The sequence below is a fragment of the Desulfobacter sp. genome (genome assembly GCA_028768525.1).
In the GTDB taxonomy this organism is placed as follows: domain Bacteria; phylum Desulfobacterota; class Desulfobacteria; order Desulfobacterales; family Desulfobacteraceae; genus Desulfobacter.
Map to the genome: position 1 here is coordinate 5982949 of CP054837.1, position 25778 is coordinate 6008726.

The window sequence follows — 25778 nt, forward strand, 5'->3', positions numbered from 1 at the left end:
ATGGAATGTCAAGACAAAAAGAAAGGGGAAATTTTTCATTTACAAATCCCGGCCAAAAAGATAGATTTCACCTGGTGGCGGGGCATCCGGCAGCTATGGAAAATGATGAAAACCACCAAATTGATGAAATGCTCAATTTTGCTTCTTGATCGGTTTCTAATGCCCGTCCCGGGGAAAATCCGGTCCCGACCGCTGATAAAGATTGATGATTTCATCAATTCTTAACCATAAAACTTTAAAAAATTATTGGAAAAACGACTGGCACGGGAATTGCTGATTGCTGTAGTCGTCGGTTTGATCTGTTGTAAAGAATCACAGGCATGCACAAGATACAAAATTACTATTGTAATTTAGCCAGCATAAAAAATAGCGTTACGTAAACAAAGAAAGGAGGGAAAAGGGTAACTTGCTATAGATTTTTAATTAGCATTTATTAAAAAACATTAATTTTAAACATTATTTGGAGGTTAGGATGAAAAAACTATTAGTTCTTGGTATTGCAGCATTTTTCGGTATGGTTCTTTTTCTGGGGTCCGCCCCTGTACAGGCCGCTGATCAGACCTTTGTCACCATCGGCACAGGCGGCGTCACAGGCGTATACTACCCCACCGGCGGCGCCATTGCCCGCCTGGTCAATAAGGGAAGAAAAGAACACGGCATTCGCTGCTCCGTTGAAAGTACCGGCGGTTCCGTTTACAATTTGAATACCATCGCAGCCGGCGAACTGGACATGGGCGTCGCCCAGTCAGACTGGCAGTACCATGCGTACAACGGCACCAGCAAATTCGCAGACAAGGGCCCCAACAAGGACCTCAGAGCCATATTCAGCGTTCATCCCGAACCCTTCACTGTTGTCGCAAGGGCCGATTCTGGCATTAAAAATTTCATGGACCTTAAGGGCAAACGGGTGAACATCGGAAACCCTGGTTCCGGACAGCGCGGGACAATGGAAGTTCTCATGGGTGCTTTGGGATGGACCAAAGCCGACTTTAAACTGGCCTCTGAACTGAAGCCTGCCGAAATGTCCAAAGCCTTGTGCGACAACAAGATTGACGCCTATGTTTACACGGTGGGGCATCCCTCCGGCGCCATCAAAGAAGCCACCACCTCCTGCGACTCCGTGCTTGTCAATGTGGACGGTCCCGTGGTTGACAAATTGGTAAATCAGTACAGCTACTATCGTAAAGCCACCATCCCCGGCGGCATGTACCGCGGCACAGATGCCGACATCAACACCTTTGGTGTGGGCGCAACCTTTGTTTCCTCAGCCAAGGTGCCTGCGAATGTGATTTATCATGTCGTAAAATCCGTTTTCGAGAATTTTGACCAGTTCAAAAAACTCCATCCTGCTTTTGCCAATCTCAAAAAGGAAGAAATGGTTAAAGCCGGTCTCTCGGCTCCCCTCCATGACGGCGCCGTTAAGTACTACAAAGAAGCCGGCCTGATGTAATCCAGGGAACGGTTGAACATTGAAAGTGCACGGTCCCGCAAGCGGACCGTGCACTTTAGTTTTACCTTTGAGCAATACCTTTTTCCCATGGAGGAATCGTCATAATGACCGAAGTTAATGAAAATGCATCATCCCGGGATGAATTGCAGGAGATGATCGCCGAGACAGATACGGGTGCCCGTAATCCCGTTGGCGCGATTCCTAAGAATGTTTTATTTTTTATACCCTTGGCATGGACCCTTTTCCAGTTATGGTACGCGTCACCCCTGCCGTTTATTTTTAATATCCTGGTATTTAATTCATCGGAGGCCCGGGCAATTCATCTGGCCTTTGCCATGTTTTTAGCCTTTACCGCCTATCCCACATTCAAATCCTCGCCAAGAGATTATATACCGCTCCAGGACTGGATTGTGGCGTTTATCGCTGCCTTTTGTGCGGCGTATTTATTTTTATTCTACGCCGAATTGTCGGAACGGCCCGGCGCTCCGGTCACCATGGACTTGGTGGTGTCGGTCATTGGCATGATTATGCTGCTGGAAGCCACCCGGCGGGCGCTGGGGCCGCCTTTGATGGTGGTGGCAACGGTCTTTCTTATTTATACCTTTGCCGGCCCCTACATGCCGGATGTCATTGCCCATAAAGGGGCCAGCCTGTCCAAGGGAATGTCCCACTACTGGCTTTCCACCGAGGGGGTCTACGGCGTGGCCCTTGGGGTGTCAACGGGCATGGTCTTTATGTTCGTTTTGTTCGGTTCCCTGCTCGAATCTGCAGGGGCGGGGAATTATTTTATCCGGACGGCCTTTGCCGGGCTGGGCCATATGCGCGGCGGTCCCGCCAAGGCCGCGGTTGTTTCCTCGGGCTTGACCGGCCTGGTCTCCGGTTCCTCCATCGCCAACGTGGTCACCACCGGCACCTTTACCATTCCCTTGATGAGAAAAGTCGGGTTTCCGGCTGAAAAGGCCGGGGCCGTAGAGGTGGCCGCATCCACCAACGGCCAGCTCACGCCGCCGGTTATGGGGGCGGCCGCCTTCCTAATGGTCGAATATGTGGGCATTTCCTATGTGGAGGTCATCAAGCATGCCTTTCTTCCGGCCATCATTTCCTATATCGCCCTGGTCTATATCGTTCATCTGGAAGCCTGTAAAATTGGGCTCAAGGGCATGGAACGGCCGGCAACCAAAACCCTGGCCCAAAAGCTGCTCTCCTTTGTCATGGGGCTGCTCGTCGTTATTATCATCGGCGGGGCGACCTATTACGGCCTGGGATGGATCAAGGGGGTGGCCGGAAAGGCAACCATTTACGTGGTGACCCTGCTGCTCATGGCCGCTTACCTGGTCCTGGTCTGGATTGCCTGCCGGGTGCCGGAACTGGAACTCACCCATGAAATCAAAGAATTGCCGGACCTCGGGCCAACGGCACAGGCCGGTTACTATTTTCTGCTTCCCATCGTGGTTCTCATGTGGTGCCTTACGGTGGAGCGGCTCTCTCCGTCTCTGTCCGCATACTGGGCCACGGTGCTTCTGATTTTCATCGTGCTGACCCAGCGGCCCTTGAAAGGATTTTTCAGGAAGAGCAACGCCCCGGAATTCTCCTTTAAACTGGGGTGGGACAATCTGATCGAAGGTCTGGTGTCAGGCGCCCGGAATATGATCGGTATCGGCGTGGCCACGGCGGCCGCCGGCATTGTTGTGGGCACGGTGACCCTCACGGGCATCGGCCTGGTCATGACCGAGTTCGTGGAATTCATCTCCGGCGGTAACCTCATGCTCATCCTGTTCTTTACCGCAGGCATCAGTCTGCTGCTGGGCATGGGACTGCCCACCACGGCCAACTATATTGTCGTATCCACACTGATGGCTCCGGTGATCGTGGAACTGGGCGCCCAGAACGGGCTGATCGTTCCCCTGGTGGCCGTCCACCTGTTTGTATTCTATTTCGGCATCCTGGCCGATGATACGCCGCCGGTCGGGCTGGCTGCCTTTGCGGCCGCCGGCATCTCGGGCGGCGATCCGATCCGAACGGGTATCCAGGGCTTTACCTACGATATCCGTACCGCCATTTTGCCCTTTTTGTTCATTTTTAACACCGAGCTGCTTATGATCGGCATCGGCACCTGGTTTCACCTGATTATCGTCATTGTGGCCGCTGTCATCGCCATGCTTATTTTTGCCGCCGCCACCCAGGGATACTGGATTACCAAGAGCAAGTTCTACGAAACCATCGCGCTGCTTCTTGTGGCCTTTACCCTGTTCCGTCCAGGGTTCTGGTGGGACCAGATTTATCCGCCATTTGACGAGCGGCCCGGCACGGAACTGGTCCAGATCGTAGAAAAAGTGGAGCCCGGAAAAATGCTCCGGCTACAGATCAAAGGGGAGTCCATGGACGGGGAGCCCTACGAAAAGGCATTGATGCTTCCGGTGGGCAACGCTCCTACCGGGGCCGAACGTCTCAACGAGATCGGGTTTGAAGTCCGGACCGAGGAGAATAAGGTGCTGGTGGACAATGTGGTTTTTGGATCCAATGCCGAAAAAATGGGCATTGATTTCGACCAGGAGATCCTTCAGGTGAAAATGCCGGCAGACCGGCTGCCTAAACAGATCATGTTCATTCCGGCCCTGGGACTCGCTGTCCTGGTTTACCTGCTCCAGAAAAGACGCAAGGAAAGGCTGGGCGAGGCCTGATTCCGGCCACCCGACAACTTCCGGGAACATTCCCCGTATCCGTGGGGCAGGCAGGACTAAGGCTGCCCCGGCGGTGGGGGATGTTCCGGACCATTTACAGGAGATCATTCCATGTTTAATAAAATACTGGTTCCCGTGGATATCGACTATCCCAGAACTGCCCAGGCGGTGTTTCAGAATGCATTGGAACTGGCGTCCCTCAGCGGTGCCGAGATCCGTATCGTCTGCGTCATGCCGGATTTTTCCATGCCCATCGTGGCTTCCTTTGTCACGGACCGGATCAAAAACGAGGCCCGTGAGGAATTCAAGACGGCCCTGGATGACTTTGTCCAAAAGAACTGCCAGGGGGGCACCCGGGTCTCCCACAGGGTGCTGGTGGGCAGGCACTATGAAGAAATACTGAAGGTGGCGGACAAATGGGAGGCCGATCTGATCGTGGTCTACCACAACCACCGGAAAAAGATAAACCAGGCCTTTTCCGATACCTGCGCCCGGAAGCTGGTCAAGCATGCCAATTGTTCGGTGCTCAGGCTACGCAACGTACTAAAATAATTATTTGGGATAAGAATGGCATCCTCATATTTCGTTTCCTGCCCCATGGACTGTTTTGATCTGTGCAGGTTCATTGTGACGGCCGAGGACAACAGGATCAGCGGCTTGAAGGGGGATCCCGGCCATCCCCTGACCCGGGGGGCGGTCTGCCGAAAGGCCAGGCACCTGCTTAAACGCCATGGGGATCCCCGCAGAGTCACCCGGCCTCTGCTCCGTTCTGAAAAAGGGTTTATTCCGGTCTCCTATGACCGGGTATTTGATCTTCTGGCGGAGAAACTCACCCAGGTAAAAAAGGAATTCGGCCCAACCGCCGTTCTCAATTATACCTCGGATGGATATGGGGGGATGAAAAATCGGAGTCAGTCCATCTTTTTCAACTATTGGGGCGGGGATTCAAGGTTTTCGGGAAGCCTGTGCTGGAGTGCCGGCATGGCGGCCCAGAAGTATGATTTCGGAAGGGCCATGGGCAGCGATCCAGGGGATGTGCTCAACAGCGATCTTGTGATCCTATGGGGCCGGAATCCCAAATCCACCAATATGCATCTCTACTCCCTGCTGACAAAGGCCAGAAAAACAGGGACGGAAATTATTGTGATAGATCCGGTTGAAACCCCAACAGCCAAGGCGTTTTCCAACCATATCAGGCCGGCGCCGGGCACAGACGGGGCCCTGGCCCTGGCCATGATCCATGTGCTGATGCAGGAGGGCCTGACAGATGGCGAGTTCATCCAGGCACATGTATTGGGATATGACCGTCTCAAAAAGGCAATTGGAGAATTTACACCGGAACATGCCCAGGAGATCACCGGTGTGGCCGCCGCCACCATAAGGGCGGCGGCACGGCGCTATGCAAGGGCAAAAAGCGCCTCCATATTTATCGGGTACGGAATGCAGCGCTATGAAAACGGGGGCAATGCCGTCAGAAGCATTGATGCCCTGGCCGCTGCTGCCGGCCAGCTGGGCAGGCCCGGCGCCGGTGTCCATTACGCCGCCAAATCCCTTGCCCCTTATCTTGGTGCCCCAGAGGAGGATAGCCTCAAAAATGGCGTCGACCGCCGTCTTTTTCCGGCGCCCCGCCTGGGGGCATTCATGGCCGGTGCCCAGGCTCCCCCCGTACAGATGGGGTTTTTCTCCAGCGGCAATCCCCTGGTCCAGACCCCTGACCTGAACCGGGCCATGGAGGGATTTGATGCTGTTCCCTTCAATGTGGTCTTTGACCAGTTCATGACAGATACAGCCGCGCGGGCCGACCTGGTGCTGCCGGCGGCAACGGTATTTGAGCAGGATGACCTCTTTGCCACCTCCATGTATTCCCATATCCTGAATTTTTCCCAAAAGGCAGTTGAACCGCCTGCCACCCTGATGCCGGAATTCGAATTCTACCTGGCACTGGGCCGGCATATGGGATTGGAATATGGGTTTTCGTCATCCATTGAGTATCTTGAACAATGCGCCGCCCCTTTGATCCGGGAATTTCAAAAAGACCCCGAATTCGCCGACATTGATCTGAATACCCTTGCCAGGGCCTATCCGCGTCTCAGAAACCATGATATTGCCTGGAAGGATTTCTCCTTTGCCACCCCCTCGGGCAAAATCGAAATATTCAGCGAAACAGCGCAAAGCGACGGGCTGAGCCCCCTGCCTGAATTCAAATTGCCTGTCCAGGGCAGCCCTGAATTCCCCCTGCGCCTGCTGACCTGCCATTCGGCCCAGTCCATGCACTCCCAGGGGGAGATGGATACCAGCGGCATCCCCGATATCCATATCTGTTTTGACACGGCAAGGCAGTTGAATCTCAGCCAGAAAGACCGGGTGAGGGTGGTGGGAGAAAACGGGGAAATCGCCGCACGTGTCCGTATTGACGATGCCGTATATAAAAACACCGCTTTCATGTACCAGGGATTCTGGCATAAAAGCGGTGCGGTGAACTTTTTAACCCTGGAACGGGTATCGGATATGGGGAACCAGCCCGCCTTTTACGATGCGTTCTGCCGCCTGGTTCCGGTATGATCTCCAGGATAAAGCGCCCTTGTTGTCAGGGATGCATTACTGGATTTTGAACCAGGTCTGGGTCCTGAAGAAAAAGGCGATATAGCCGCGGACCATGAGGTTGCCTTCCTCCACCCATAATTTGCAGTCATACACTTTGCCGTCCTTGGGATCCAGTATGGTGCCGTCGGCAAATTCGTCCCCGTCTTTTTCAAGGTCCCGGATAATTTCCATCCCCACGATGGGCTTGTCTTTTCTGTCATCGTCGGAATCGCAGTCGTCGCAGATCGGATTGGGATCTTCTCCGGGCTTCCGGAATAACTTCACTATTTTTCCGTAGTATTTTCCGTCTTTTTCAAAAATCTGAACGATGGATTTGGGTTCATTGGTTTCATCGTCAATGGTTTTCCACTTGCCTACGATGGGGGCCTGTGCATAGGCGGCGCAGGCGGCAACAAAGGTGAAAATTAAGGTAAGGATGGTGAGCCTGAGACTTGTTTTCATAATTCTTCTCCACGTAAAGGTTATAAAAAAGAACAGAAAATAAACAATGTTTATTACTTAATCGGATGTTCATTTTATGTCAACAAAAATTCATATTTGTGTTGACATAAATGAATCTTCTATTTATAGAATGAATATTCTAAGTTTGAAATGGTGAATTGTTTATGACAGCAGCAGGACAGACAGAAAAGAAAATGACCCGGAAGGAAAGGGATGATCTAAGGAAGCGCAGGGAAATCCTGGAGGCGGCCCTGGAAATATTTGCAGCCAGGGGTTTTCATTCCACCACCATGGCTCAGATTTCAAAGCGGTCCCAATATCCGCTGGGGACCATTTATAAATATTTTCCTGGAAAAAAAGAGATGTACCATGACCTGGTCATCAACCGGGTCCGGCACCTGGGGGTGATCCTGGCAGAGATCCGCAGGGACCAGGAACTGGATATCTGCGGAAAACTCAAGGCCTGCCTCATGGCCCAGGCGGATTTTTACAAGGCCAACCGGGAGGTGGTTAAAATCTACATTTCCGAACGGTCCAATATCGATGCCGTGGCCATGCCCAAGCTCAACGAAAGGGTGAACACATTTCATGAAAAAATGGTGGCGCTTTTCCAGGATCTTTTCGAACAGGGGATTGAGGCGGGACTTTTTAAAGCCTACCCCGGCCGGGATATGGCCGATCTTTATGCGGATATCGTCCATTCTGCGGCCTGGGCCTCCCTGTTCAGGGAAGAGGATGGGGCACAGGCCGAAAAGCGGCTGTCCATGATTTTTGATATGTTTACCACTGGAATCATAAAATAAAGGAAGTTGAAAACAAAGATGAATCAATACCGGCACAAGAAATCAATATAGACCCAAAAGAGCAACACATAAAATAACTAAACCCAGGATAAAGGAGACATCCCCTATGGCACAATCCATTGCTGACAGAAGAGACCAGGATTTTGTACTTCATGAAATGCTTTCGGCCTCGGATCTGGCGGAACATGAACTGTTTGAAGACTTTAACAAAAAAACCATGGACATGGTGGTTAAAGAGGCCAGGAATCTGGCGGTCAAGGAGATTCTCCCCACCAACAAGGAAGGCGACGAACAGGGCTGCCACCTTGAAAACGATAAGGTGACCATACCGGAATCTTTTCACCGGATTTACGACCTGTTCTGTGAAGGGGAATGGCTGGCCATGTGTGATGACCCCGATTTCGGCGGCCAGGGGATGCCCAGGGTCCTGGCCACGGCAGCCGGCGAATTGTTCACCGGCGCCAATTGTGCCTTTCTCATGTACCCGGGCCTGACCCACGGGGCCGGCAAGCTGGTTGAGGAATTCGGTACTGAAGAGCAGAAAAATATTTATCTGAAAAATCTGTACACAGGTAAATGGGCCGGCACCATGTGCCTGACAGAACCCGAAGCCGGTTCAGACGTCGGAAACCTTTCCACCACCGCTGTGAAAAACGATGACGGTACCTATACCATCACCGGCAACAAAATTTTCATCTCCGGCGGCGACCAGGATATCACAGAAAATATCATCCACCCGGTTCTGGCCAGAATCGAAGGGGCCCCGGCCGGCACCAAGGGCATCTCACTTTTCCTGGTTCCCAAATACCGGGTCAATGATGACGGCTCCATCGGCGAGTTCAACGATGTCACCTGTACCGGCCTTGAAGAAAAAATGGGCATCCATGGCAATGCCACCGCATCCCTGTCCTTTGGTTCCAAGGGAAATTGTATCGGCGAACTGCTGGGCGAAGAAAACAAGGGAATGAAGGCCATGTTCGTCATGATGAACGAAGCACGGCTGGGCGTTGCCATGCAGGGCTTCGGGTTTGCCACTGCCTCTTACATCAATGCCGTAAACTATGCCAAGGAAAGAATCCAGGGCGTGGACCTGACCAAGATTTTTGATGCCGAACCCAAACCTGTGGCCATTGCCAACCATCCCGACGTCAAACGGCAGCTCATGTCCATGAAGGCCAATGTTGACGGCATGCGCGGCCTGCTCTATTTCACGGCCATATGTTTTGACCGGGCCAAAACCGCCGCCACGGATGAGGAAAAAGAAAAATGGGAAGGCCTGATCGAACTGCTCACCCCCATTACCAAAGCCTATAATACCGACCGTTCCTTTGAGGTCTGCGTCCAGGGCGTCCAGATTTACGGCGGGTATGGTTTTATCCAGGAATACCCCCAGGAACAGCTGCTCAGAGACTGCAAGATCACCTCAATCTACGAAGGCACCAACGGCATTCAGTCCATGGACCTTCTCGGCAGGAAACTGGGCCTGAAAAAGGGTAAACCCTTCATGGATCTTCTGACAGAAATGAATCTGACCATTGCAGCGGCCAAGGAAATTGAAACCCTGGCCCCGCTGGCAGCCAAGGTTGAAGCCGCCGTGAACAAGCTGGGCGAAGTGGCCATGCACATGGGCATGACCGCCATGTCCGAAAAAGTGCTGGATGCCTTTGCCATGGCCAACCCCTTCCTGGACGTCTGCGGCGATGTCTGCATGGCCTGGATCGAACTGTGGCGCGCCCTTGTGGCCCAGCCGAAAATTGAAAAGGCCAAGAAAAAAGACGTGGCCTTCTACCAGGGCCAGGTTAAAACCGCAGAATACTATATTTCCTGGATTTTGCCGGCCACCATGGGCAAGATGGAGGCCCTCCAGGGCAATATCCCGGCCATCATGGAAATGCCCGACGCGGCCTTTGCCGGTTAATCAGGAATGAAACCGGCGGGCATAACACCGGTTTCGTTTCCTTAGGAATCCCCTGCGAAAAAGGGGCAGGCAGCCGTTGATCTGCCTGTCCCTTTTTCATTTTTTCTGTCCCCATTCTCCCAAAGAAACCCTTTGCAAATTGAAATACTTTCGTATATCGTAACCATACTGCGGTATCGCCCCGCTGCTGCAGCCGATTCAACTTTAACATAGCGATCCATTCAAAAATAATAAAAGGGGGGACATCATGGTCCCGGACCTTTCAGAATATTTTAAACGTATATTTTTTTCCAACCGTCAGTATTCCTTGTACCAGTGGCAGGAAAAAAGCTTTATCTTTGTATTCGGGGCGGTCTGCATTGCCGCCCTGCCGGCCCTGGTAAACAGCTCCCTCGCAGCGGTGAAAGATGAAATGTGGGTCAATCTGGTAGCCTATAATGCAGCCTATCTGCTGTGTATTATCCTGACCTTTTTTAAGAAAATACCATTCAAGCCCAGGGCCTGGACCGGGGTGCTGGTCTTTCTCGCATTGGGTTTTTTATCCATTTATTCGGTGGGCCCCACGGGAAGCGGCCGCATCTGGCTGTTTTCCACCACCATCTTTACGACCTTGATACTGGGGACCCGGGCCGGGATCGTCATCCTCATGCTCCAGGCGTTAGGCCTGTCGCTGTTTTATTTTTACCTTAAAACAGATTTTGTTTATTGGGCCAATCTGGGGGCGTACTCGCCCAGGGTCTGGATCACCACCTCCATCACCCTGATGTTTTTGAGTATTGTATCCATGGTGGCCATGGCACGGGTGATCCGCTCCATCTCATTATCCCTTGATGCTTCCAAGCAGGCTGAATCCAGGCTTAAGGAGACCACCCGTCAGCTTTACCATCGGGTGAAGGAGCACAACCAGACCATTTTATCCCTCAGGGAAAGCGAAAAAAGATGGCATTTTGCCCTGGAGGGCGCCGGAGACGGGGTCTGGGACTGGGCGGTAGAGGCAAATAAAATTTATTTTTCCAACCAGTGGAAAAAAATGCTCGGTTACGCCCAAAATGAAATCGGGGACGGGCCGGAAGAATGGTTTGACAGGATCCACCCCGATGAGCGCCACAATATCCGCAAGACAATTGAACAGTATATCCGCCGGAAGGTGCCGTATTTCAAAAACCGTTACCGCCTGCGCTGCAAGGATGGAACCTACAAGTGGATTCTGGACAGGGGCAGGGTGATGGACTGGGATGATAACGGGGCGCCCGTACGGATCATCGGTACCCATGCGGACATCACCATGATAAAGGAGCTGGAAGATCAGAAGACGGAATACAAATCCCGGCTTCAGCAGGCCCAGAAAATGGAAGCCATCGGTACTCTGGCCGGGGGGATTGCCCATGATTTCAACAATATCCTCTTTCCAATCCTGGGCCATTCCGAGATTCTCCTGGCTGATGGAGGCCTTAAAAATAAGGATGCCATGAACAGCCTTGGCCAGATCCACTCCTCTGCCTTAAGGGCCAAGGAGCTTGTTCAGCAAATACTGACCTTTTCCCGCCAGGAAAGCACAGAATACAGGCCGGTCAAGGTGCAGTTTGTCCTGAAAGAGGTGGTCAAGTTGCTCAGGTCGACCATTCCCCGCACCATTGAAATCAAACAATTTGTTGATATGGACTGCCGGACCATTTTAGCAGACGCCATTCAAATCCATCAGATTATAATGAACCTGGCCACAAACGCCTACCATGCCATGGATGAACAGGGGGGAGAGTTGAAGATCTATCTGGCAAACCGGGATATTGAACCGGCCGATGCCAGACCCCTGGGCATCCGCCCCGGCCCTGCCGTTTGTCTGGCCGTGGCCGATACCGGCATGGGCATGGCCCCGGATCTGGTGAAAAAGATATTCGATCCCTTTTTTACCACCAAGGAAAAGGGCCAGGGAACAGGCATGGGCCTGTCTGTGGTGCACGGTATTGTGAAAAATATGAAGGGCTGTATCAATGTATATTCCGAGCCCGGAAAGGGAACGGAATTCAAAATTTATTTTCCGGCTGAAGCTTCGGCAGAGATCAACGACGGCCTCAATAAAAAGCCTGACATCGGGGTGTTGATGGGGAAGGAGCACATCCTGCTGGTGGACGACGAGCAGTCCATCCTGGATTTGGAACAGCAGAGCCTGGAGCGTCTGGGCTACACCGTGGATGCCGTGGACAGTCCCATGGATGCCCTAACCCATTTCAGCGCCGCCCCCAATGCCTATGACCTGGTTATCACGGATATGGCCATGCCCGGGATGCCGGGCAGTGAATTAACGGCAAAACTATTGGATGTCCGCAGGGATATTCCCGTGCTGCTTTGCACGGGGTTCAGCGAAAAAATGACACCGGAGATGGTGAGACAACTGGGTATCCGGGAGGTGATCATGAAACCGGTGCTCATGAGGGAACTCTCTGCAGCCATCCGCAGGGTGCTGGATGGTGCCCCCGGGACTGATTTCATCCATGCGGACCTCTCCGGCAATGAAAAGGTCCGGAACAAAGTCTCCTTCTGACCCCTTTGGCCTGTTCCGGACACAAAGCGGTGCCCGGAACAGGGTGGGGAGGGCCTAAAGGGGAGACGGGCCTTTCGGGGGATGTGCCTTAAGGTATTCCAGCCGGTTCAGGCCGTTGATATAGGCCAGGGCGGAGGCCGTGATAATATCGGGATCCGCCCCCTTGCCCAATGCCACAAGGCCGTCCTCCTTGAGCCTGACCGTTACTTCGCCCTGGGCGTCAGTGCCTTCGGTCAGGGCGGAGATGGTAAACCTGAGCAGTTCCGACTTGGTGTCGGTGAGCTTGGAAATGATATTATACACCGCATCAATGGGGCCTGACCCCTCAGTGGCACCCTGAACCGGACGGCCGTTGATATTGAGCATCACCGAGGCCGTTGGAAATACCGTGTTGCCCGACAGCACGTGGATGTATTCCAGGCAGAAAACTTCAGAGGAGCGCAGCACCCCTTCGTTGATCAGGGCCTCGATGTCCTCGTCCTGGATCTCCTTTTTCTTGTCCGCCAGGTTTTTGAATTTTTTAAACACCTTATTCAGTTCATCGTCGGAAAGATCGTATCCCATTTCCTTGATGTGGGCATTGAGGGCGTGGCGGCCGGAATGCTTGCCCAGCACCAGGTTGTTTTTTGAGATCCCCACGGTTTCAGGCTTCATGATTTCATAGGTCATGGGATTTTTCAAGACGCCGTCCTGGTGGATGCCGGATTCGTGGGCAAAGGCGTTGGCACCGACAATGGCCCGGTTGGGCTGGACGAGGATGCCGGTGATCATGGAGACCAGGCGGGACGTGGGGTAAATCCGGGTGGTGTCGATCCCCGTGGTCTGGGAGAAGCAGTTGGGCCGGGTATTCAGGGTCATGACCACCTCTTCCATGGAGGTATTGCCGGCCCTCTCTCCGATGCCGTTGACGGTGACCTCCACCTGGCGGGCGCCGTTTTGGATGGCGGCCAGGGTATTGGAGGTGGCCAGGCCCAGATCATTGTGGCAGTGGACGGACAGAACGGCTTTGTCGATGTTTGAGGTGTTTTCCATGACATACCTGACCAGTTCTCCGAACTCCTCGGGCACGGCATACCCCACGGTGTCAGGAAGATTTATGGTGGTGGCGCCGGCATCAATCACCGATTCAAACACGGTGCAGAGAAAATCCTTGTCCGACCGGGACCCGTCTTCGGCGGAAAATTCCACATTATCGGTGAAGGAGGCGGCCAGTTTCACCGCATCCACCGCCTTTTTGAGCACATCTGCCGGCTCCATCTTCAGCTTGTACTTCATGTGAAGTTCCGAGGTGGCGATGAAGGTGTGGATCCTGGGGTTTACCGCGTCTTTGATGGCATCCCATCCCCGGGTGATATCGGCTTCACTGGCCCGGCACAAGGCCGCCACCTGGGTTCTTTTCAAGGTGCCTGCAATGGCCTTGACCGCTTCGTAATCCCCAATGGAGGCGGCGGGAAAGCCCGCTTCAATGACATCCACCCCCAGGGCCTCAAGCTGGGTGGCAATTCTTAATTTTTCAGCCTGGTTCATGCTGGCCCCGGGGGACTGTTCGCCGTCCCGCAAGGTGGTATCGAAAATAATTATCCGTCTGTCGTCGTTCATTAGTTATACCTTTTAGTATTTAAATATTGCGTTTAAGCTTTTGTTAGGTTTTGATCATTGGATCCTTATCGTTGTCCAGGGAAAGTTTATACTGAAAACTGTCAGCCAGTGCCTGCCAGGAGGCCTCGATAATGTCTTCAGAGACCCCGACGGTGGAAAAGATATTATCCGTATCCCTGGACTCGATGAGAACCCTGACCCTGGCGTCGGTACCTTCGGACCCGTCTATGACACGGACCTTGAAGTCCACCAGGTGCATATCATTTACAGCGGGATACATGGCGGACAGGGCTTTTCTCAAAGCGTTGTCCAGGGCGGATACCGGACCGTCCCCTTCGGCGGAGGTGATCTCGGTCTTGTCCCCCACCCGGATTTTGATCATGGCATGGGAGTAGCAGGGGCGTTCTTTGTCTTTTTCCACCACCACCCTGAAGGATTCCAGGTCAAAGTGGGACTGGTACTGGCCGGTGAGCTTTTCCATGATGAGTTTGAGCGATCCTTCGGCCGCATCAAATTCAAATCCGTCGTTTTCAAGTTCCTTGATGTTGGATACGATCAAGGCCTTCTGGGTTTCGTCAACGCCCAGTTCCACCCCCAGTTCTTCCGCCTTGTAGGCGATGTTGCTCTTGCCGGACTGTTCGGAAACCAGGACCCGCCGTTCATTGCCGACATCCTCGGGGACCATGTGTTCATATGCCTTGGGATTCTTCATGATGGCAGAGACATGGACGCCGCCCTTATGGGCAAAGGCCGATTTTCCCACGAAGGGGCGGGAACTCACCGGCGGCATATTGGCGGTTTCTGAAACGAACCGGGACAGGTTCTGCAGCTTGGCCAGATTTTCTTTGCTGATGCAGTCCCGGTTCATTTTCAGGGCCAGGATGGGAATGATGGCGGTGAGGTCGGCATTTCCGCACCGTTCCCCGTACCCGTTTATGGTCCCCTGGACCATGGTGGCCCCGGCGTGGACGGCATTGATGGCATTGGCCACGGCCATGGCGCAGTCGTTGTGGGTGTGGATGCCGAAAATCACATCTTTGCGGTCCGCAAAATGGGCAATCACTTCCCTGGTTATGGTGTCGATGTCGCAGGGGAGGCAGCCGCCGTTGGTGTCGCAAAGCACCAGACAGCGGGTTCCTCCTTTATATGCGGCGTCAAGGGTCTCAAGGGCGAAGGCCGGGTTGTCCTTGTATCCGTCGTAGAAATGTTCGGCATCGTAGAGTACCTCCAGGCCGTTGGCGAGCAGGAAGGCAATGCTCTCTTCAATCATGGCCAGGTTTTCCTCCCGGGTGTTGGACATGATATCCATGACATGGAGGTCCCAGGATTTGCCGAAAATGGTAACGGCCGGGGCCCCGCAGTCAATGAGCGCCTTGAGGTTGGCATCCTCATCGCAGGATATTCCCTGGCGCCGGGTGGAACCAAAGGCCGTGATTTTGGCATTTTTGAATTCTTTTTTACGGGCCAGTTCGAAAAAGGCCTGGGCGCTTGGATTGGAACCGGGCCATCCCCCCTCAATGTAGTGGATGCCGGCCTCATCCATGCGCATGGACATTTTGAGTTTGTCCTCGGGGGAGAAGAAGATGTTCTCCCCCTGCATACCGTCCCTGAGGGTGGTGTCGTAGAGGATGGCTTTTTTCCTTGTCATCTCGGATGTCATTTTTTCCCGTTCTCCCTGCCCAGGGCAATGGCACCGGTGGAGGCAATCTCAACAATGCCCATGGGCTGCATCAATGAAGTAAAGGCCTCTATCTTGCCGCTGTCCCCGGAAATCTCAATGGTGAAATGGGCATGGCCCACATCCACTATTTTACTCCGGAAAATATCTACGATGCGCATGATTTCAGCCCGTTTTTCAGTTTTTGCATGGACCTTGATCAGGGCCAGCTGCCGTTCCACATATTTTTTCTCGGTCAAATCGTTTACGGTGATGACGTTGATGAGCTTGTGGAGCTGCTTTTTGATCTGCTCAATAATATGGATATCGCAATAGGTCACCATGGTGATCACGGAGACATTGGGGTCCGTTGTCTTGGCCACGCTCAATGAATCAATATTAAATCCCCGGCCGGAAAAAAGTCCCACAATCCTGGAGAGCACACCGGGTTCGTTGTCAACAAGAATGGAGAGAAGGTATCTGTTAATTTCCATTGGTCGTCTCCTTTTTAAACCAAGAGCATGTCGGTGATGGCACCGCCCGCCGGCACCATGGGGTATACGGATTCTTCCCGTTCCACAATGAACTCCATGATCACTGTGCCCGGGGTGTTCAGGCCGGTTTTGAGGGTTTCGGTAACATTTGCCGGGTCATCGCATTTGAATCCCTTGGCGCCGTATGCTTCGGCCAGTTTTACAAAATCCGGGGCCTTTTCAAGGTCGGTGGAGGCGTAGGCCTTGTCATAAAATAATTCCTGCCATTGCCGGACCATGCCCAAAAAGCGGTTGTTCAGAATAACGATTTTAACATCCAGATCCGAGGCAATGGCAGTCATCAGTTCCTGGATATTCATCTGGATGGAACCGTCCCCGGCAATGTTGACCACCAACTTGTCCGGCCTGGCGGCCTTGGCGCCGATGGCCGCGGGAAGGCCGAATCCCATAACGCCCAGCCCGCCGGAGGTGATAAAATGGTTGGGTTCATCAAAGTGGTAGTACTGGGCCGCCCACATCTGGTTCTGACCCACTTCCGTGGAAACAATGGCCTTTCCTTCGGTGACCTCGTAGAGTTTCTCCACCACATACTGGGGCTTGATAGTGTCGTAACCCTGGTCGTATTTGAGCGGGGTGGTCTGCTTCCATTCATTGATCCGGTCCAGCCATGCCTCTCTGTCCTGCTGGAAATCGGCGGGGGATTCTTTTTCCATGAGATCCAGAATATCGGCCAGGGCCATTTTGCAGTCCCCAACGATGGGGCAGTGGACCTCTATGTTTTTATGGATGGAGGTGGGGTCAATGTCGATCTGGATAATCTGGGCCTGGGGAGCAAATTTTTCAATATTGCCCGTGACCCGGTCATCGAAACGGACACCGGCGGCCAGAATCAGGTCGCTGTGCCCGATACTCATATTGGCCCGGTAGGTGCCGTGCATGCCCAGCATTCCAAGCCAGTTGTCGTCGGAGCCCGGGTAGGAGCCCAGCCCCATGAGGGTGCCGGTGACCGGGATATTGGCCAGCTTGGCGATCTTTGTAAATTCTTCCGAGGCCTGGGAGGAAATAATACCGCCGCCGCCCAACATCACCGGGCGCCGGGCGCTTTTAAGCATCTCCACGGCCTTGGACATCTGTTTTTTATTGGGTTTGTAATTGGGTTTATAGGACCGCATCCGGGTGGGTTCGGGCATGTTAAACTCAATTTGCGCCTGGATGATATCCTTGGGCAGATCCACCAGTACAGGGCCGGGGCGGCCGGACTGGGCAATGTGAAAGGCCTCCTGGATGGTGCAGGCCAGTTTTTTGGGATCCTTGACCAGGTAATTATGCTTGGTACAGGGTCTGGTGATGCCGACAATGTCAACTTCTTGGAAGGCATCGTTTCCAATGAGGCCGGTGGGAACCTGGCCGGTAAAAACCACCATGGGAATAGAGTCGGAATGGGCCGAGGCAATACCGGTCACCGTGTTGGTGGCGCCGGGCCCCGAGGTCACCAATGCCACGCCCACTGTTTTGTGGGCCCGGGCATAGGCGTCGGCCGCATGGACAGCGCCCTGCTCGTGGCGGACGAGGATATGGCGCAGGTCGTCATGCCTGTCCAGCTCGTCGTGGATGTCGATGGTGGCGCCGCCGGGATATCCGAAAATGGTATCTACTCCCTGGGATTTTATCATTTGAACGAGGATTTGAGCCCCTGTGAGTTTCATTTTTATCTCCTGTAAGCTTTAGCTTTATTTGAATATGGCGCCGTTGCCAGCGGATGAGACCATCCGGGCATACCGTGCCATATAACCTGTTTTGATTTTGGGTTCGGGTTTCTGCCATTTGGCCCGCCGGGCGTTTATCTCATCCTCGGCAACGGCCAGTTCAATGGTCTTATTGGGAATGTCAATGCGGATCTCATCCCCTTCTTTCACCAGGGCGATGAGCCCCCCCTGGATGGCCTCCGGGGAAACATGGCCGATGCTGGCGCCCTTGGTGCCGCCGGAAAAGCGGCCGTCGGTGATCAGGGCGCACTTGGCATCCAGCCCCATGCCGGCAATGGCCGAGGTGGGGGTGAGCATTTCCCGCATGCCCGGTCCGCCGGCAGGTCCTTCGTACCGGATGACGATGACATCCCCCGGCTGGATTTGGTTGCCCATGATGGCTTCAGTGGCCGCCTCTTCGGAGTTAAATACCCGGGCAGGCCCCTGGTGGGTCATCATTTCCGGGAGCACTGCAGATTGTTTGACCACACAGCCTTCCGGTGCCAGATTGCCGAAAAGCACCGCAAGACCTCCCTGCTCATGGTAGGGGTTGTCAACGGGCCGGATCACCTCGGGGTATTTCACCTTTACCCCCTCCAGGTTATCCCGGATGGTCTTGCCCGTGGTCGTGATCAGTTCCGTATTGATCATGTTATTATCCGCCAATTCCTTCATCACCGCCTGGATGCCGCCGGCCATATCCAGATCTTCAATGTGGTCGGCGCCTCCCGGGCTCAATGAGCAGAGGTGGGGGGTCTTTTGGCTGACCGCGTTAATCAGGTCCAGGTCAATGTCCACCCCGGCTTCGTGGGCAATGGCTTTCAGATGGAGAACGGTGTTGGTGGAGCAGCCCAGGGCCATGTCCACGGCCAGGGCGTTCATGAAGGCCTCCCGGGTCATGATTTTGTCCGGGGTAATCTCTTTTTCCAGCAGGTCCATGATCTGGAACCCGGCTTCCTTGGCCAGCCGGATACGGGCGGACATGGGGGCCGGGATGGTGCCGTTGCCGGGCAGGCCCATGCCGATGGCCTCGGTAAGGCAGTTCATTGAATTGGCCGTGAACATGCCGGCGCAGGAGCCGCAGGTGGGGCAGGCCGCATCCTCAATTTCCATCAGCTCCTCTTCGGTCATCCTGCCGGTCTGTACCGCACCCACCCCTTCAAATATGGTAATGAGGTCGATTTTTTTATTTCTGTCCTTGGGATGGCGGCCGGTGAGCATGGGGCCGCCGCTGATAAAAATCGTTGGGATATTCAGCCGGGCCGCCGCCATGAGCATGCCGGGCACAATTTTATCGCAGTTGGGCACCATGACAATGGCGTCAAATGGGTGGGCCGTGGCAGAGACTTCAATGCTGTCGGCAATGAGTTCCCTGGAAGCCAGGGAATAGTGCATGCCTTTGTGGTTCATGGCGATGCCGTCGCAGACCCCGATGGTTGAAAATTCCATGGGGGTGCCGCCTGCGGCACGGATACCGCTTTTTACGGCGTTTACGATGGTGTCCAGGTGCATGTGGCCGGGGATCAGCTCATTGGCTGAATTGGCAATGCCGATGAGGGGGCGTGCGATTTCCCGGTCCGTGTACCCCAAAGCTTTCATCAGCCCCCTATGGGGTGCTCTTGCGGTCCCTTTTGTTGCGGTATGACTTCTCATTTGCGTCTCCCAAAAACCAGAAAAGCCGTTACCTGCCCCCCTCGGGGCTGGTAACGGCTTTTTTTAAGATCTTTTAGTTTAAGCCACTAATAGCCCCTTCGCCAGGAGGTGACAATAATCACCTCCACGATAATAAGGACTAGTAGGCTGTTAATAATATTTGTTTTCATAATTTTCACTCTTTCTAAATAAGTTTTATTATATATTAACTCTCCTAAAGTCAAGAGAAAAAATTAAAAGGGGTGAAATGAGCTATTATAGCACAGGCTGTGGCCGTGTCCAGGCTGCATTTAACCCAATCAAGACCCCCGCTGATCCCCCTGGGCCGGATACTATAATGATCCGGCCGGGGAATGTTTCAAAATATTTGACTTTCAAAGGCGGTAACGGCTATACTTTTGCGTACCTCATTATATTAATGCAGTAAAAAATAAAATAAGATTCGTCTTTGCCACCATGATCAACACACGACTTCACACACTGCTGTCCCTTATCATGACCGGAGCCATGGTTCTGCTGTCGGCTTTGGCATTGTTCAATGGCGCATGGCCGCTTCTGGTTCCGGGTGCCGCAGGAATCTGCGCCCTCTGGTCTGCCTGCTTTTTTCTGGGCAACAATGAGAACCCCATCCCGCTGGTCAGGGGGCTGATCTTTATTTTTCTGGCCTATGCCCTCTGGTTTGCAGGGCTAACCGGGGGATTCTACAGTCCGGGACTGGTGCTGCTTTTCATTGTTCCCCTGGCCTGTGCCCTGAATCCGGATCCAAGGGGGTTTATTGTTTTCCACGCCCTTTTGCTGGGGGGGCTTGTCTATTTTTATCTGTTTTTCCCACCGGGACCCGGTGTATTCAATCTCAATGAACACCGGCTTGTTTTCTGGGGGATTCTGGTGTTGGCATTCGGTGGAACTGCCTATCTGTTTCTGATCAAACAGGGCAGGGACCATCGCCGTATCCAAGCGGCAGAGCAGGCGCTGGTCAGGGTGGAAAAGGACGCCCAGGAGGCCATTGAGGTGAAAGACCGGTTCCTGGCAAACATGAGCCATGAAATCCGAAACCCCATGAACGGTATCATCGGCATGATGCATGTGCTGCTGGATTCCGATCTTGACAGGGAACAGCGCAAACATGCCAATATTGTGTACAGCTCTGCCAGGGCCCTGCTTTCCATCGTAAACGATATCCTTGATCTGTCTAAAATCGAGGCCGGGAAGATGGAACTGGATATCAGGCCCTTTGACCTAGAGATCGCGGTTGAGGATATTGTCTCCCTGCCGGAACTCCAGGCACGGCAGAAGGGGATCGAATTTTCCTATTCCATTGACAGCGATGTGCCCCGTCTTCTCAAGGGGGATATCGGCCGGATCCGCCAGGTGATTTTGAATCTGACAGGTAATGCCATTAAATTTACGGAGAGCGGTTCCGTGGGGCTGTCCATCTCCCTGAAGGGGGATGACGCCGACACGGCGGTCTTGAATTTCAGCATTGATGATACCGGCATCGGCATAAAAGAGGAGGTGCTGGAGGCGCTGTTTTCTGCCTTTGTCCAGGCCGATCCTTCCATTACCCGGGAATATGGCGGCACCGGACTGGGATTATCCATCTCAAAGTTTATGGTTGAGAAAATGGGAGGCAGGATAGGGGCAGACAGCATTGAAATGATTGGGTCCACCTTCTGGTTTGAACTGCCCCTTGAAAAGCAGCCCCCCGGTGATGAGGCCCTCATTGAGTTTTCCTCGGTTACGGCGGGCCAGGCAAATGTAATGGTCCTGGGAGACGATCCTGAAATCAGCCCCGGGCTTTCGGTCGCCCTGGCATCCTGCAATATTCAGTATACCCATATTCCCGAAGCCACATCGGCCTATGATTCGTTTGTGCTGGCCGCGGAACAGGGCAATCCCTTTCATGTGGTTATCATGGAGGTGAGGGAGTCGGATCAGTATGCCCGGGTTCTGGGCCAACGGCTTCAGGAAGATGAGGCCTTTTGCGGGGTGCACCGCATGCTGGTGACGTCCGTGGGTAAAAAGGGGGATGCCCGGGATTTTGAACAACTTGGCTTTTCAGGTTACCTGAGCATGCCCCTGGAAACCGGGATACTCGGCGACTGCATCAGCGCCATGCTTTCCCTGTCCGACGGCGGGAGCTGTAAAGACCATCCCATCATCACCCGGTTCACCCTGGCCGAAACCCGGAAACGGGGGAGTAAAATTCTGATTGTGGATGATATGGAGACCAACAGGATTACGGCCCGGGCCCTGATCAATAAACAGGGCTATAGGTCCGGTGAAGCGGAAAACGGTGCCATGGCCGTGGAAATGGTGACCACCGGCAACTGGGACCTTGTTCTGATGGACAGCCAGATGCCCGGAATGGACGGCCTGGAGGCATGCCGCCGGATACGGATATACGAAGAACAGAATGGGCTGGACAACACCCCGATCATTGCCATGAGCGGCAATGCCTTTGCCCAGGACAGGGAAAAATGTTTTGACGCCGGCATGGACGATTTTATTGCAAAGCCAGTGGAACCGGATCTGCTGGCCCGGGTGCTCCACCACCATCTGAACCGGTCCGCCCCCCAGGACCTGGATCCCGGGATTCCGGAAACCCGGTGGGATGAACCCTGGGCCGAAGCATCGGCGGCACCACCGGTATTTGACAGGGAAACCCTGGCACAGCGCTTCGGCAATGACGAGGAACTCGTGGCCGTGGTGCTGGAGTCATTTTTCCAGGAGATTCCAGATCTCTTCGACAGTCTGGACAGCGCCGTTGAAGAAAATGATGCCGAAGCCATCCGCTCCGCCGCCCATTCCATCAAGGGATCTGCCGCCAATGTCAATGCGGAGCAGTTAAAAGAAACGGCCTTTGAACTGGAAACCGCCGCCCACTCCGGCGATCTCGGCGGGGCGGCGGAACTGCTTGCCCTGATGAAGAATCAGTTTAACCGTTTTTCCGGAGACGCCCAGATATGATTAATTTGGAAACTATGTCCATCCTTGTGGTGGATGATATGAAAAGCATGCGCCTGACCATCAGGAAGATGCTCAGAAACCTGAACATCGGCAAGATGCTCAGGTTTGCGGACAACGGTAAGGCAGGCCTTGAAATTCTCGCCGCCACCCCATGTGATATGGCCATCATCGACTGGAATATGCCGGTGATGAACGGCGGCCAGATGCTGAACACCCTGAGGCAGGACAAGGTGCTCAGGGATATGCCCGTGATCATGGTGACGGCGGAAAACGAGCGGGATATTGTTGCGGAGGTGGCTGAACATGAGATAGATGCCTACCTGCTCAAGCCCCTCACCCTCAAGTCCCTGGACAAAAAGATCAAAGCCGTGGTGCACCAGGCCAATAACCCCGACGACTGCACCCGCCATATCCTGAAGGCCAGGGAACTGGAAGAGGCCGGCGATTATCAGGGGGCCATCGCCGAGATCCGCCAGGCCCTGGTCCATAAACCGTCGGCATCCCGGATTCTGCGCAAGATGGGGCTGCTTCATCTTTCAATAAATAAAGTGGCCATCGGGGTGAAATGTTTGCAAAAGGCCATTTCAGTGAACAAGCAGGACACCGCCTCCCGGCATCAACTGGCCCGGATCTTTATCCAGCGCAAAGAGTTAAAAAAAGCGGCCAAGATTTACATGGAGATCCTGGACTTAAGCCACCGGTACTACGGGTCGGCCACCCGGCTGGGGGAGAAGATGATGGCCGAAGGCTACAAGGACGAAGCCGTCCAGTTATTCTCCAAGGTGATCGGCCGGGCCCAGCGCAGGTCCGACCTGAAAAACAGGATTCTCGACATTTGCCTGGACAACCGGCAGTTCAGTTTTTGTCTGGGGATCATGGAACACATGCTCAAGGAAAATCCTTCCAATTATGAGCTCATGTTCAAGACAGCAGAGGTCTATCGGCATACCGGGGAAATCGATAAGGCCATGTCCTATTTCCGCAACGTGGATTCTGGAAGAAAAGGGGATCCCCCGGCCAAGGTTGCCATTGCGCGGATATACCAGCAAAAGGGCCGTATCCTCCAGGCCGATGACTATGTCCGCCAGGCCCTGCGCATCGATCCGGGCAACCAGGACGCCCTTGCCCTGCGCCAGGAATTGTAAGCTTACCTTTCTACACCCACATGATTGATGGATGAGGCCATGAATCCTGCGCCGAATCCGTTATCAATGTTTACCACGGCAATATTGGAACTGCAGGAATTGAGCATGCCCAGAAGGGCGGTCATTCCGTTGAAGCTGGCACCATAGCCGATGCTGGTGGGTACGGCGATCACCGGGGCCCGGACCATCCCCCCCACCACAGATGGCAGGGCGCCTTCCATGCCGGCGGCCACCACAACGACGGCAGCCTGTTCAATCATTTCCCTGTGGGCAAAAAGCCGGTGAATGCCGGCCACCCCTACGTCGAAGAGTGTGTTAACTTCATTTCCCATGGCCTGGGCCGTCAGGGCCGCTTCCCGGGCGACGGGGATATCCGATGTGCCGGCGGAGATAATCAGGATGGAACCGGTGCCGGTGACCGGGGGCGGGGCGGTCTGGAGTCTCAGCAGCCGGGCATCCTCAAAATACCTGGCCGTGGGGAATCTTTCCAGGACCGGCCCGGCCTTTTCACTGTCGATACGGGTGACCAGGACAATGTTTTCTTTTTCTCCTATTTTTTCAAGGATGGCCATGATCTGTGCGGCGGTTTTTCCCTCCCCGAAAATGACTTCTGGGAACCCTTTTCTAAGGGACCTGTGGTGGTCGATATGGGCAAAACCGATATCTTCATAGGAAAAATGCTTGAGCTGATCTTTTGCTGCGGTTACGTCCAGGGAGCCGTCGGCAACCTGGGTGAGGATTCGGGTGAGGCTTTCCGGGTTCATGAATGATGGTTCCTAATTCTGACGGCGCAGCCAGGCCAGGCCTTTGCCGGATTTATCGTCCCGGTCTTCTGCCGTATCACCTGCCGGCGGCTCGGATGGTTGTGCGGGTTTCATCTCCTGGGCGGGGGCTGGGGATGCGGCTTTTTCAGTTTTTTTTTTACCGCCCCATTTGTAGTGGCCGAATTTCCAGTATCCCTGGACATTGTTGAACCGGGCGTCCATGTCACGCTGGATGGGAATCACATTGCCCTCTACGTTGGGGATCAGGTACTCGGCCAGGGGAATTGAACCGCCCCCGCTGAGAATAATGGAATCAATATCCCAGTCGTTTTCCCAGAGCCGGGCCATGTCTGTTGCAATGGCCGAGGCCGTATGGGTATACACCCTTTTTTTCAGGTTCATGATATTGTATTCCTTGCCCTTTATCTTAATCATCCCGGATTCCACGAATTTAAAAATCCGGTAGAGTTCCACACTGATACCGCTTTCCTGCCTGAGCTTGTTGGAAATCACGGAAAAGCATTTGGAGATGCCGGTGTCCATGGTGGAAGAGCCCCGCTCAATATACTGGAGATGGTCGAAAATTGAAAAATCCGTGGTTTTAAAACCGATGTCCACCACTCCCAGCTTTGAACCAGCCAATGCCCGGTCTTTTATCTTGCCGCCTTCGTCAAATATCAGGTTGAAAATGGAGCCAATGGGCTGGGGAATCACATGGACCTTGTCGATGTGGATGCGACGGGTCTCGTCCTTGCCGTCTACCTGGTGGTAGGCAATCTCGTGGTCTCCCCGGATAATTTCCTTCAGGCGCCGGGTATCCCGTTTCAGATATCCCACCGGAAGGCCGGTGACCACGTTGATGGGCCCGGGGCCTTTGGCGCAGATGCCTGCAGCGGCAATGGCCAGGATCTTAATAAACTCCTCGATCAGCTTGTCCTGGTCCAGGGTGAATTCAGTGATATTGGACTGGAGTTCGGCATAGCTGCCTAAAAAATAGGTTTTATCGTTCAGGGTGATGTGCAGGTTTGAAGTGGTGCTGGCATCTCCTAGGGATGACCGGAACTGGATGTCAGTGGCATCCCCGATCAAGGATTTGAAAATAACGGAATTTTTACCATTGTACGCCTTGGTAAACCCGAAACCGACATCGATACCAACTATTTCCATATCCTGTCCTCCTGAATTCTGATTGGCCTAAGCTTTAGAGTTGTTGGAAGCTGTCAGCGCGAAGATACCACTGCAGCGGCCGGCCCGTCAAGGAAGATCCGCCAGTACCTTGAATTAAACCGCAGAATAATGTAATAGAGAGCCG

At 53.7% G+C, this 25778-nt stretch carries 18 protein-coding genes; 10 read left to right on the forward strand and 8 right to left on the reverse strand.

Going from position 1 to position 25778, the window contains the following annotated elements; genetic code table 11:
- Positions 1-5: 5 nt before the first annotated feature.
- The 5 genes from HUN04_26440 (at position 6) to HUN04_26460 (ending at position 6693) form a co-directional block, all read left to right on the forward strand.
- Complete coding sequence (locus tag HUN04_26440; GenBank protein ID WDP93063.1) at positions 6-149, forward strand: hypothetical protein; 144 nt, start codon at positions 6-8, stop codon at positions 147-149.
- Between the two features lie 323 nt (positions 150-472).
- Complete coding sequence (locus tag HUN04_26445; GenBank protein WDP93064.1) at positions 473-1450, forward strand: TAXI family TRAP transporter solute-binding subunit; 978 nt, start codon at positions 473-475, stop codon at positions 1448-1450.
- 104 nt (positions 1451-1554) lie between these two features.
- Positions 1555-4131 carry a TRAP transporter permease gene (locus HUN04_26450; protein WDP93065.1) on the forward strand — a complete coding sequence of 859 codons (2577 nt, stop codon included), beginning with the start codon at positions 1555-1557 and terminating at the stop codon, positions 4129-4131.
- A 111-nt stretch (positions 4132-4242) separates the two neighbouring features.
- Positions 4243-4683 (forward strand): universal stress protein, encoded by a 441-nt coding sequence (locus HUN04_26455; GenBank protein ID WDP93066.1) that lies wholly within the window; start codon positions 4243-4245, stop codon positions 4681-4683.
- Between the two features lie 15 nt (positions 4684-4698).
- Positions 4699-6693 (forward strand): molybdopterin-dependent oxidoreductase, encoded by a 1995-nt coding sequence (locus tag HUN04_26460; GenBank protein WDP93067.1) that lies wholly within the window; start codon positions 4699-4701, stop codon positions 6691-6693.
- Positions 6694-6729: 36 nt separating this feature from the next.
- Here HUN04_26460 and HUN04_26465 read toward each other — a convergent pair whose 3' ends face one another.
- Positions 6730-7176: a DUF2147 domain-containing protein gene (locus tag HUN04_26465; GenBank protein WDP93068.1), complete on the reverse strand. Its 447-nt coding sequence runs from the start codon at positions 7174-7176 to the stop codon at positions 6730-6732.
- Positions 7177-7370: 194 nt separating this feature from the next.
- Between HUN04_26465 and HUN04_26470 the strand changes: the two genes are divergently transcribed.
- The 3 genes from HUN04_26470 to HUN04_26480 all read left to right on the forward strand — a co-directional run bounded on the left by HUN04_26470 (position 7371) and on the right by HUN04_26480 (position 12439).
- Positions 7371-7979: a TetR/AcrR family transcriptional regulator gene (locus tag HUN04_26470; protein ID WDP93417.1), complete on the forward strand. Its 609-nt coding sequence runs from the start codon at positions 7371-7373 to the stop codon at positions 7977-7979.
- Between the two features lie 106 nt (positions 7980-8085).
- Positions 8086-9897, forward strand: a complete 1812-nt coding sequence (locus HUN04_26475; GenBank protein ID WDP93069.1) for an acyl-CoA dehydrogenase — start codon at positions 8086-8088, stop codon at positions 9895-9897.
- A 247-nt stretch (positions 9898-10144) separates the two neighbouring features.
- The gene (locus HUN04_26480; GenBank protein ID WDP93070.1) at positions 10145-12439 is read left to right on the forward strand and encodes a PAS domain-containing protein; all 2295 of its coding nucleotides are present in this window, start codon (positions 10145-10147) and stop codon (positions 12437-12439) included.
- A 54-nt stretch (positions 12440-12493) separates the two neighbouring features.
- Here HUN04_26480 and HUN04_26485 read toward each other — a convergent pair whose 3' ends face one another.
- Genes HUN04_26485 through ilvD form a run of 5 tightly spaced genes read right to left on the reverse strand, consistent with a single transcriptional unit; the run spans position 12494 to position 19587 of the window.
- A complete protein-coding gene (locus HUN04_26485; GenBank protein WDP93071.1) occupies positions 12494-14038 on the reverse strand; it encodes a 2-isopropylmalate synthase in 1545 nt (514 codons plus the stop codon).
- 43 nt (positions 14039-14081) lie between these two features.
- Entirely contained in the window at positions 14082-15686 is a 1605-nt protein-coding gene (locus tag HUN04_26490) for a citramalate synthase (protein ID WDP93418.1), read from the reverse strand.
- Positions 15687-15694: 8 nt separating this feature from the next.
- On the reverse strand, positions 15695-16189 hold the full coding sequence (gene ilvN, locus HUN04_26495) for an acetolactate synthase small subunit (protein ID WDP93072.1): 495 nt from the start codon (positions 16187-16189) through the stop codon (positions 15695-15697).
- 14 nt (positions 16190-16203) lie between these two features.
- Positions 16204-17895, reverse strand: a complete 1692-nt coding sequence (ilvB, locus tag HUN04_26500; protein WDP93073.1) for a biosynthetic-type acetolactate synthase large subunit — start codon at positions 17893-17895, stop codon at positions 16204-16206.
- Positions 17896-17919: 24 nt separating this feature from the next.
- The gene (ilvD, locus tag HUN04_26505; GenBank protein ID WDP93074.1) at positions 17920-19587 is read right to left on the reverse strand and encodes a dihydroxy-acid dehydratase; all 1668 of its coding nucleotides are present in this window, start codon (positions 19585-19587) and stop codon (positions 17920-17922) included.
- A gap of 456 nt (positions 19588-20043) precedes the next feature.
- Between ilvD and HUN04_26510 the strand changes: the two genes are divergently transcribed.
- Entirely contained in the window at positions 20044-22557 is a 2514-nt protein-coding gene (locus HUN04_26510; protein ID WDP93075.1) for a response regulator, read from the forward strand.
- The gene (locus tag HUN04_26515) at positions 22554-23702 is read left to right on the forward strand and encodes a response regulator (GenBank protein ID WDP93076.1); all 1149 of its coding nucleotides are present in this window, start codon (positions 22554-22556) and stop codon (positions 23700-23702) included. The genes HUN04_26510 and HUN04_26515 overlap by 4 nt, the downstream gene beginning before the upstream one ends.
- A 2-nt stretch (positions 23703-23704) precedes the next feature.
- On the opposite strand, the gene larB is transcribed toward HUN04_26515, so the two are convergent.
- On the reverse strand, positions 23705-24466 hold the full coding sequence (gene larB, locus HUN04_26520) for a nickel pincer cofactor biosynthesis protein LarB (protein WDP93077.1): 762 nt from the start codon (positions 24464-24466) through the stop codon (positions 23705-23707).
- Between the two features lie 12 nt (positions 24467-24478).
- Positions 24479-25633, reverse strand: coding sequence for a ParM/StbA family protein (locus HUN04_26525; protein ID WDP93078.1), 1155 nt, complete (start codon positions 25631-25633; stop codon positions 24479-24481).
- Positions 25634-25778: the final 145 nt, after the last annotated feature.

What these genes read in the sequence shown, in the direction of transcription:
- HUN04_26490 (WDP93418.1), bottom strand. Translation starts at nt 15,686, where the DNA reads ATGACAAGGAAAAAAGCCATCCTCTACGACACCACCCTCAGGGACGGT.
- HUN04_26525 (WDP93078.1), bottom strand. Translation starts at nt 25,633, where the DNA reads ATGGAAATAGTTGGTATCGATGTCGGTTTCGGGTTTACCAAGGCGTAC.
- larB (WDP93077.1), bottom strand. Translation starts at nt 24,466, where the DNA reads ATGAACCCGGAAAGCCTCACCCGAATCCTCACCCAGGTTGCCGACGGC.
- ilvB (WDP93073.1), bottom strand. Translation starts at nt 17,895, where the DNA reads ATGAAACTCACAGGGGCTCAAATCCTCGTTCAAATGATAAAATCCCAG.
- HUN04_26510 (WDP93075.1), top strand. Translation starts at nt 20,044, where the DNA reads ATGATCAACACACGACTTCACACACTGCTGTCCCTTATCATGACCGGA.
- HUN04_26455 (WDP93066.1), top strand. Translation starts at nt 4,243, where the DNA reads ATGTTTAATAAAATACTGGTTCCCGTGGATATCGACTATCCCAGAACT.
- ilvN (WDP93072.1), bottom strand. Translation starts at nt 16,189, where the DNA reads ATGGAAATTAACAGATACCTTCTCTCCATTCTTGTTGACAACGAACCC.
- HUN04_26485 (WDP93071.1), bottom strand. Translation starts at nt 14,038, where the DNA reads ATGAACGACGACAGACGGATAATTATTTTCGATACCACCTTGCGGGAC.
- HUN04_26515 (WDP93076.1), top strand. Translation starts at nt 22,554, where the DNA reads ATGATTAATTTGGAAACTATGTCCATCCTTGTGGTGGATGATATGAAA.
- HUN04_26450 (WDP93065.1), top strand. Translation starts at nt 1,555, where the DNA reads ATGACCGAAGTTAATGAAAATGCATCATCCCGGGATGAATTGCAGGAG.
- HUN04_26480 (WDP93070.1), top strand. Translation starts at nt 10,145, where the DNA reads ATGGTCCCGGACCTTTCAGAATATTTTAAACGTATATTTTTTTCCAAC.
- ilvD (WDP93074.1), bottom strand. Translation starts at nt 19,587, where the DNA reads ATGAGAAGTCATACCGCAACAAAAGGGACCGCAAGAGCACCCCATAGG.
- HUN04_26475 (WDP93069.1), top strand. Translation starts at nt 8,086, where the DNA reads ATGGCACAATCCATTGCTGACAGAAGAGACCAGGATTTTGTACTTCAT.
- HUN04_26460 (WDP93067.1), top strand. Translation starts at nt 4,699, where the DNA reads ATGGCATCCTCATATTTCGTTTCCTGCCCCATGGACTGTTTTGATCTG.
- HUN04_26470 (WDP93417.1), top strand. Translation starts at nt 7,371, where the DNA reads ATGACCCGGAAGGAAAGGGATGATCTAAGGAAGCGCAGGGAAATCCTG.
- HUN04_26440 (WDP93063.1), top strand. Translation starts at nt 6, where the DNA reads ATGTCAAGACAAAAAGAAAGGGGAAATTTTTCATTTACAAATCCCGGC.
- HUN04_26445 (WDP93064.1), top strand. Translation starts at nt 473, where the DNA reads ATGAAAAAACTATTAGTTCTTGGTATTGCAGCATTTTTCGGTATGGTT.
- HUN04_26465 (WDP93068.1), bottom strand. Translation starts at nt 7,176, where the DNA reads ATGAAAACAAGTCTCAGGCTCACCATCCTTACCTTAATTTTCACCTTT.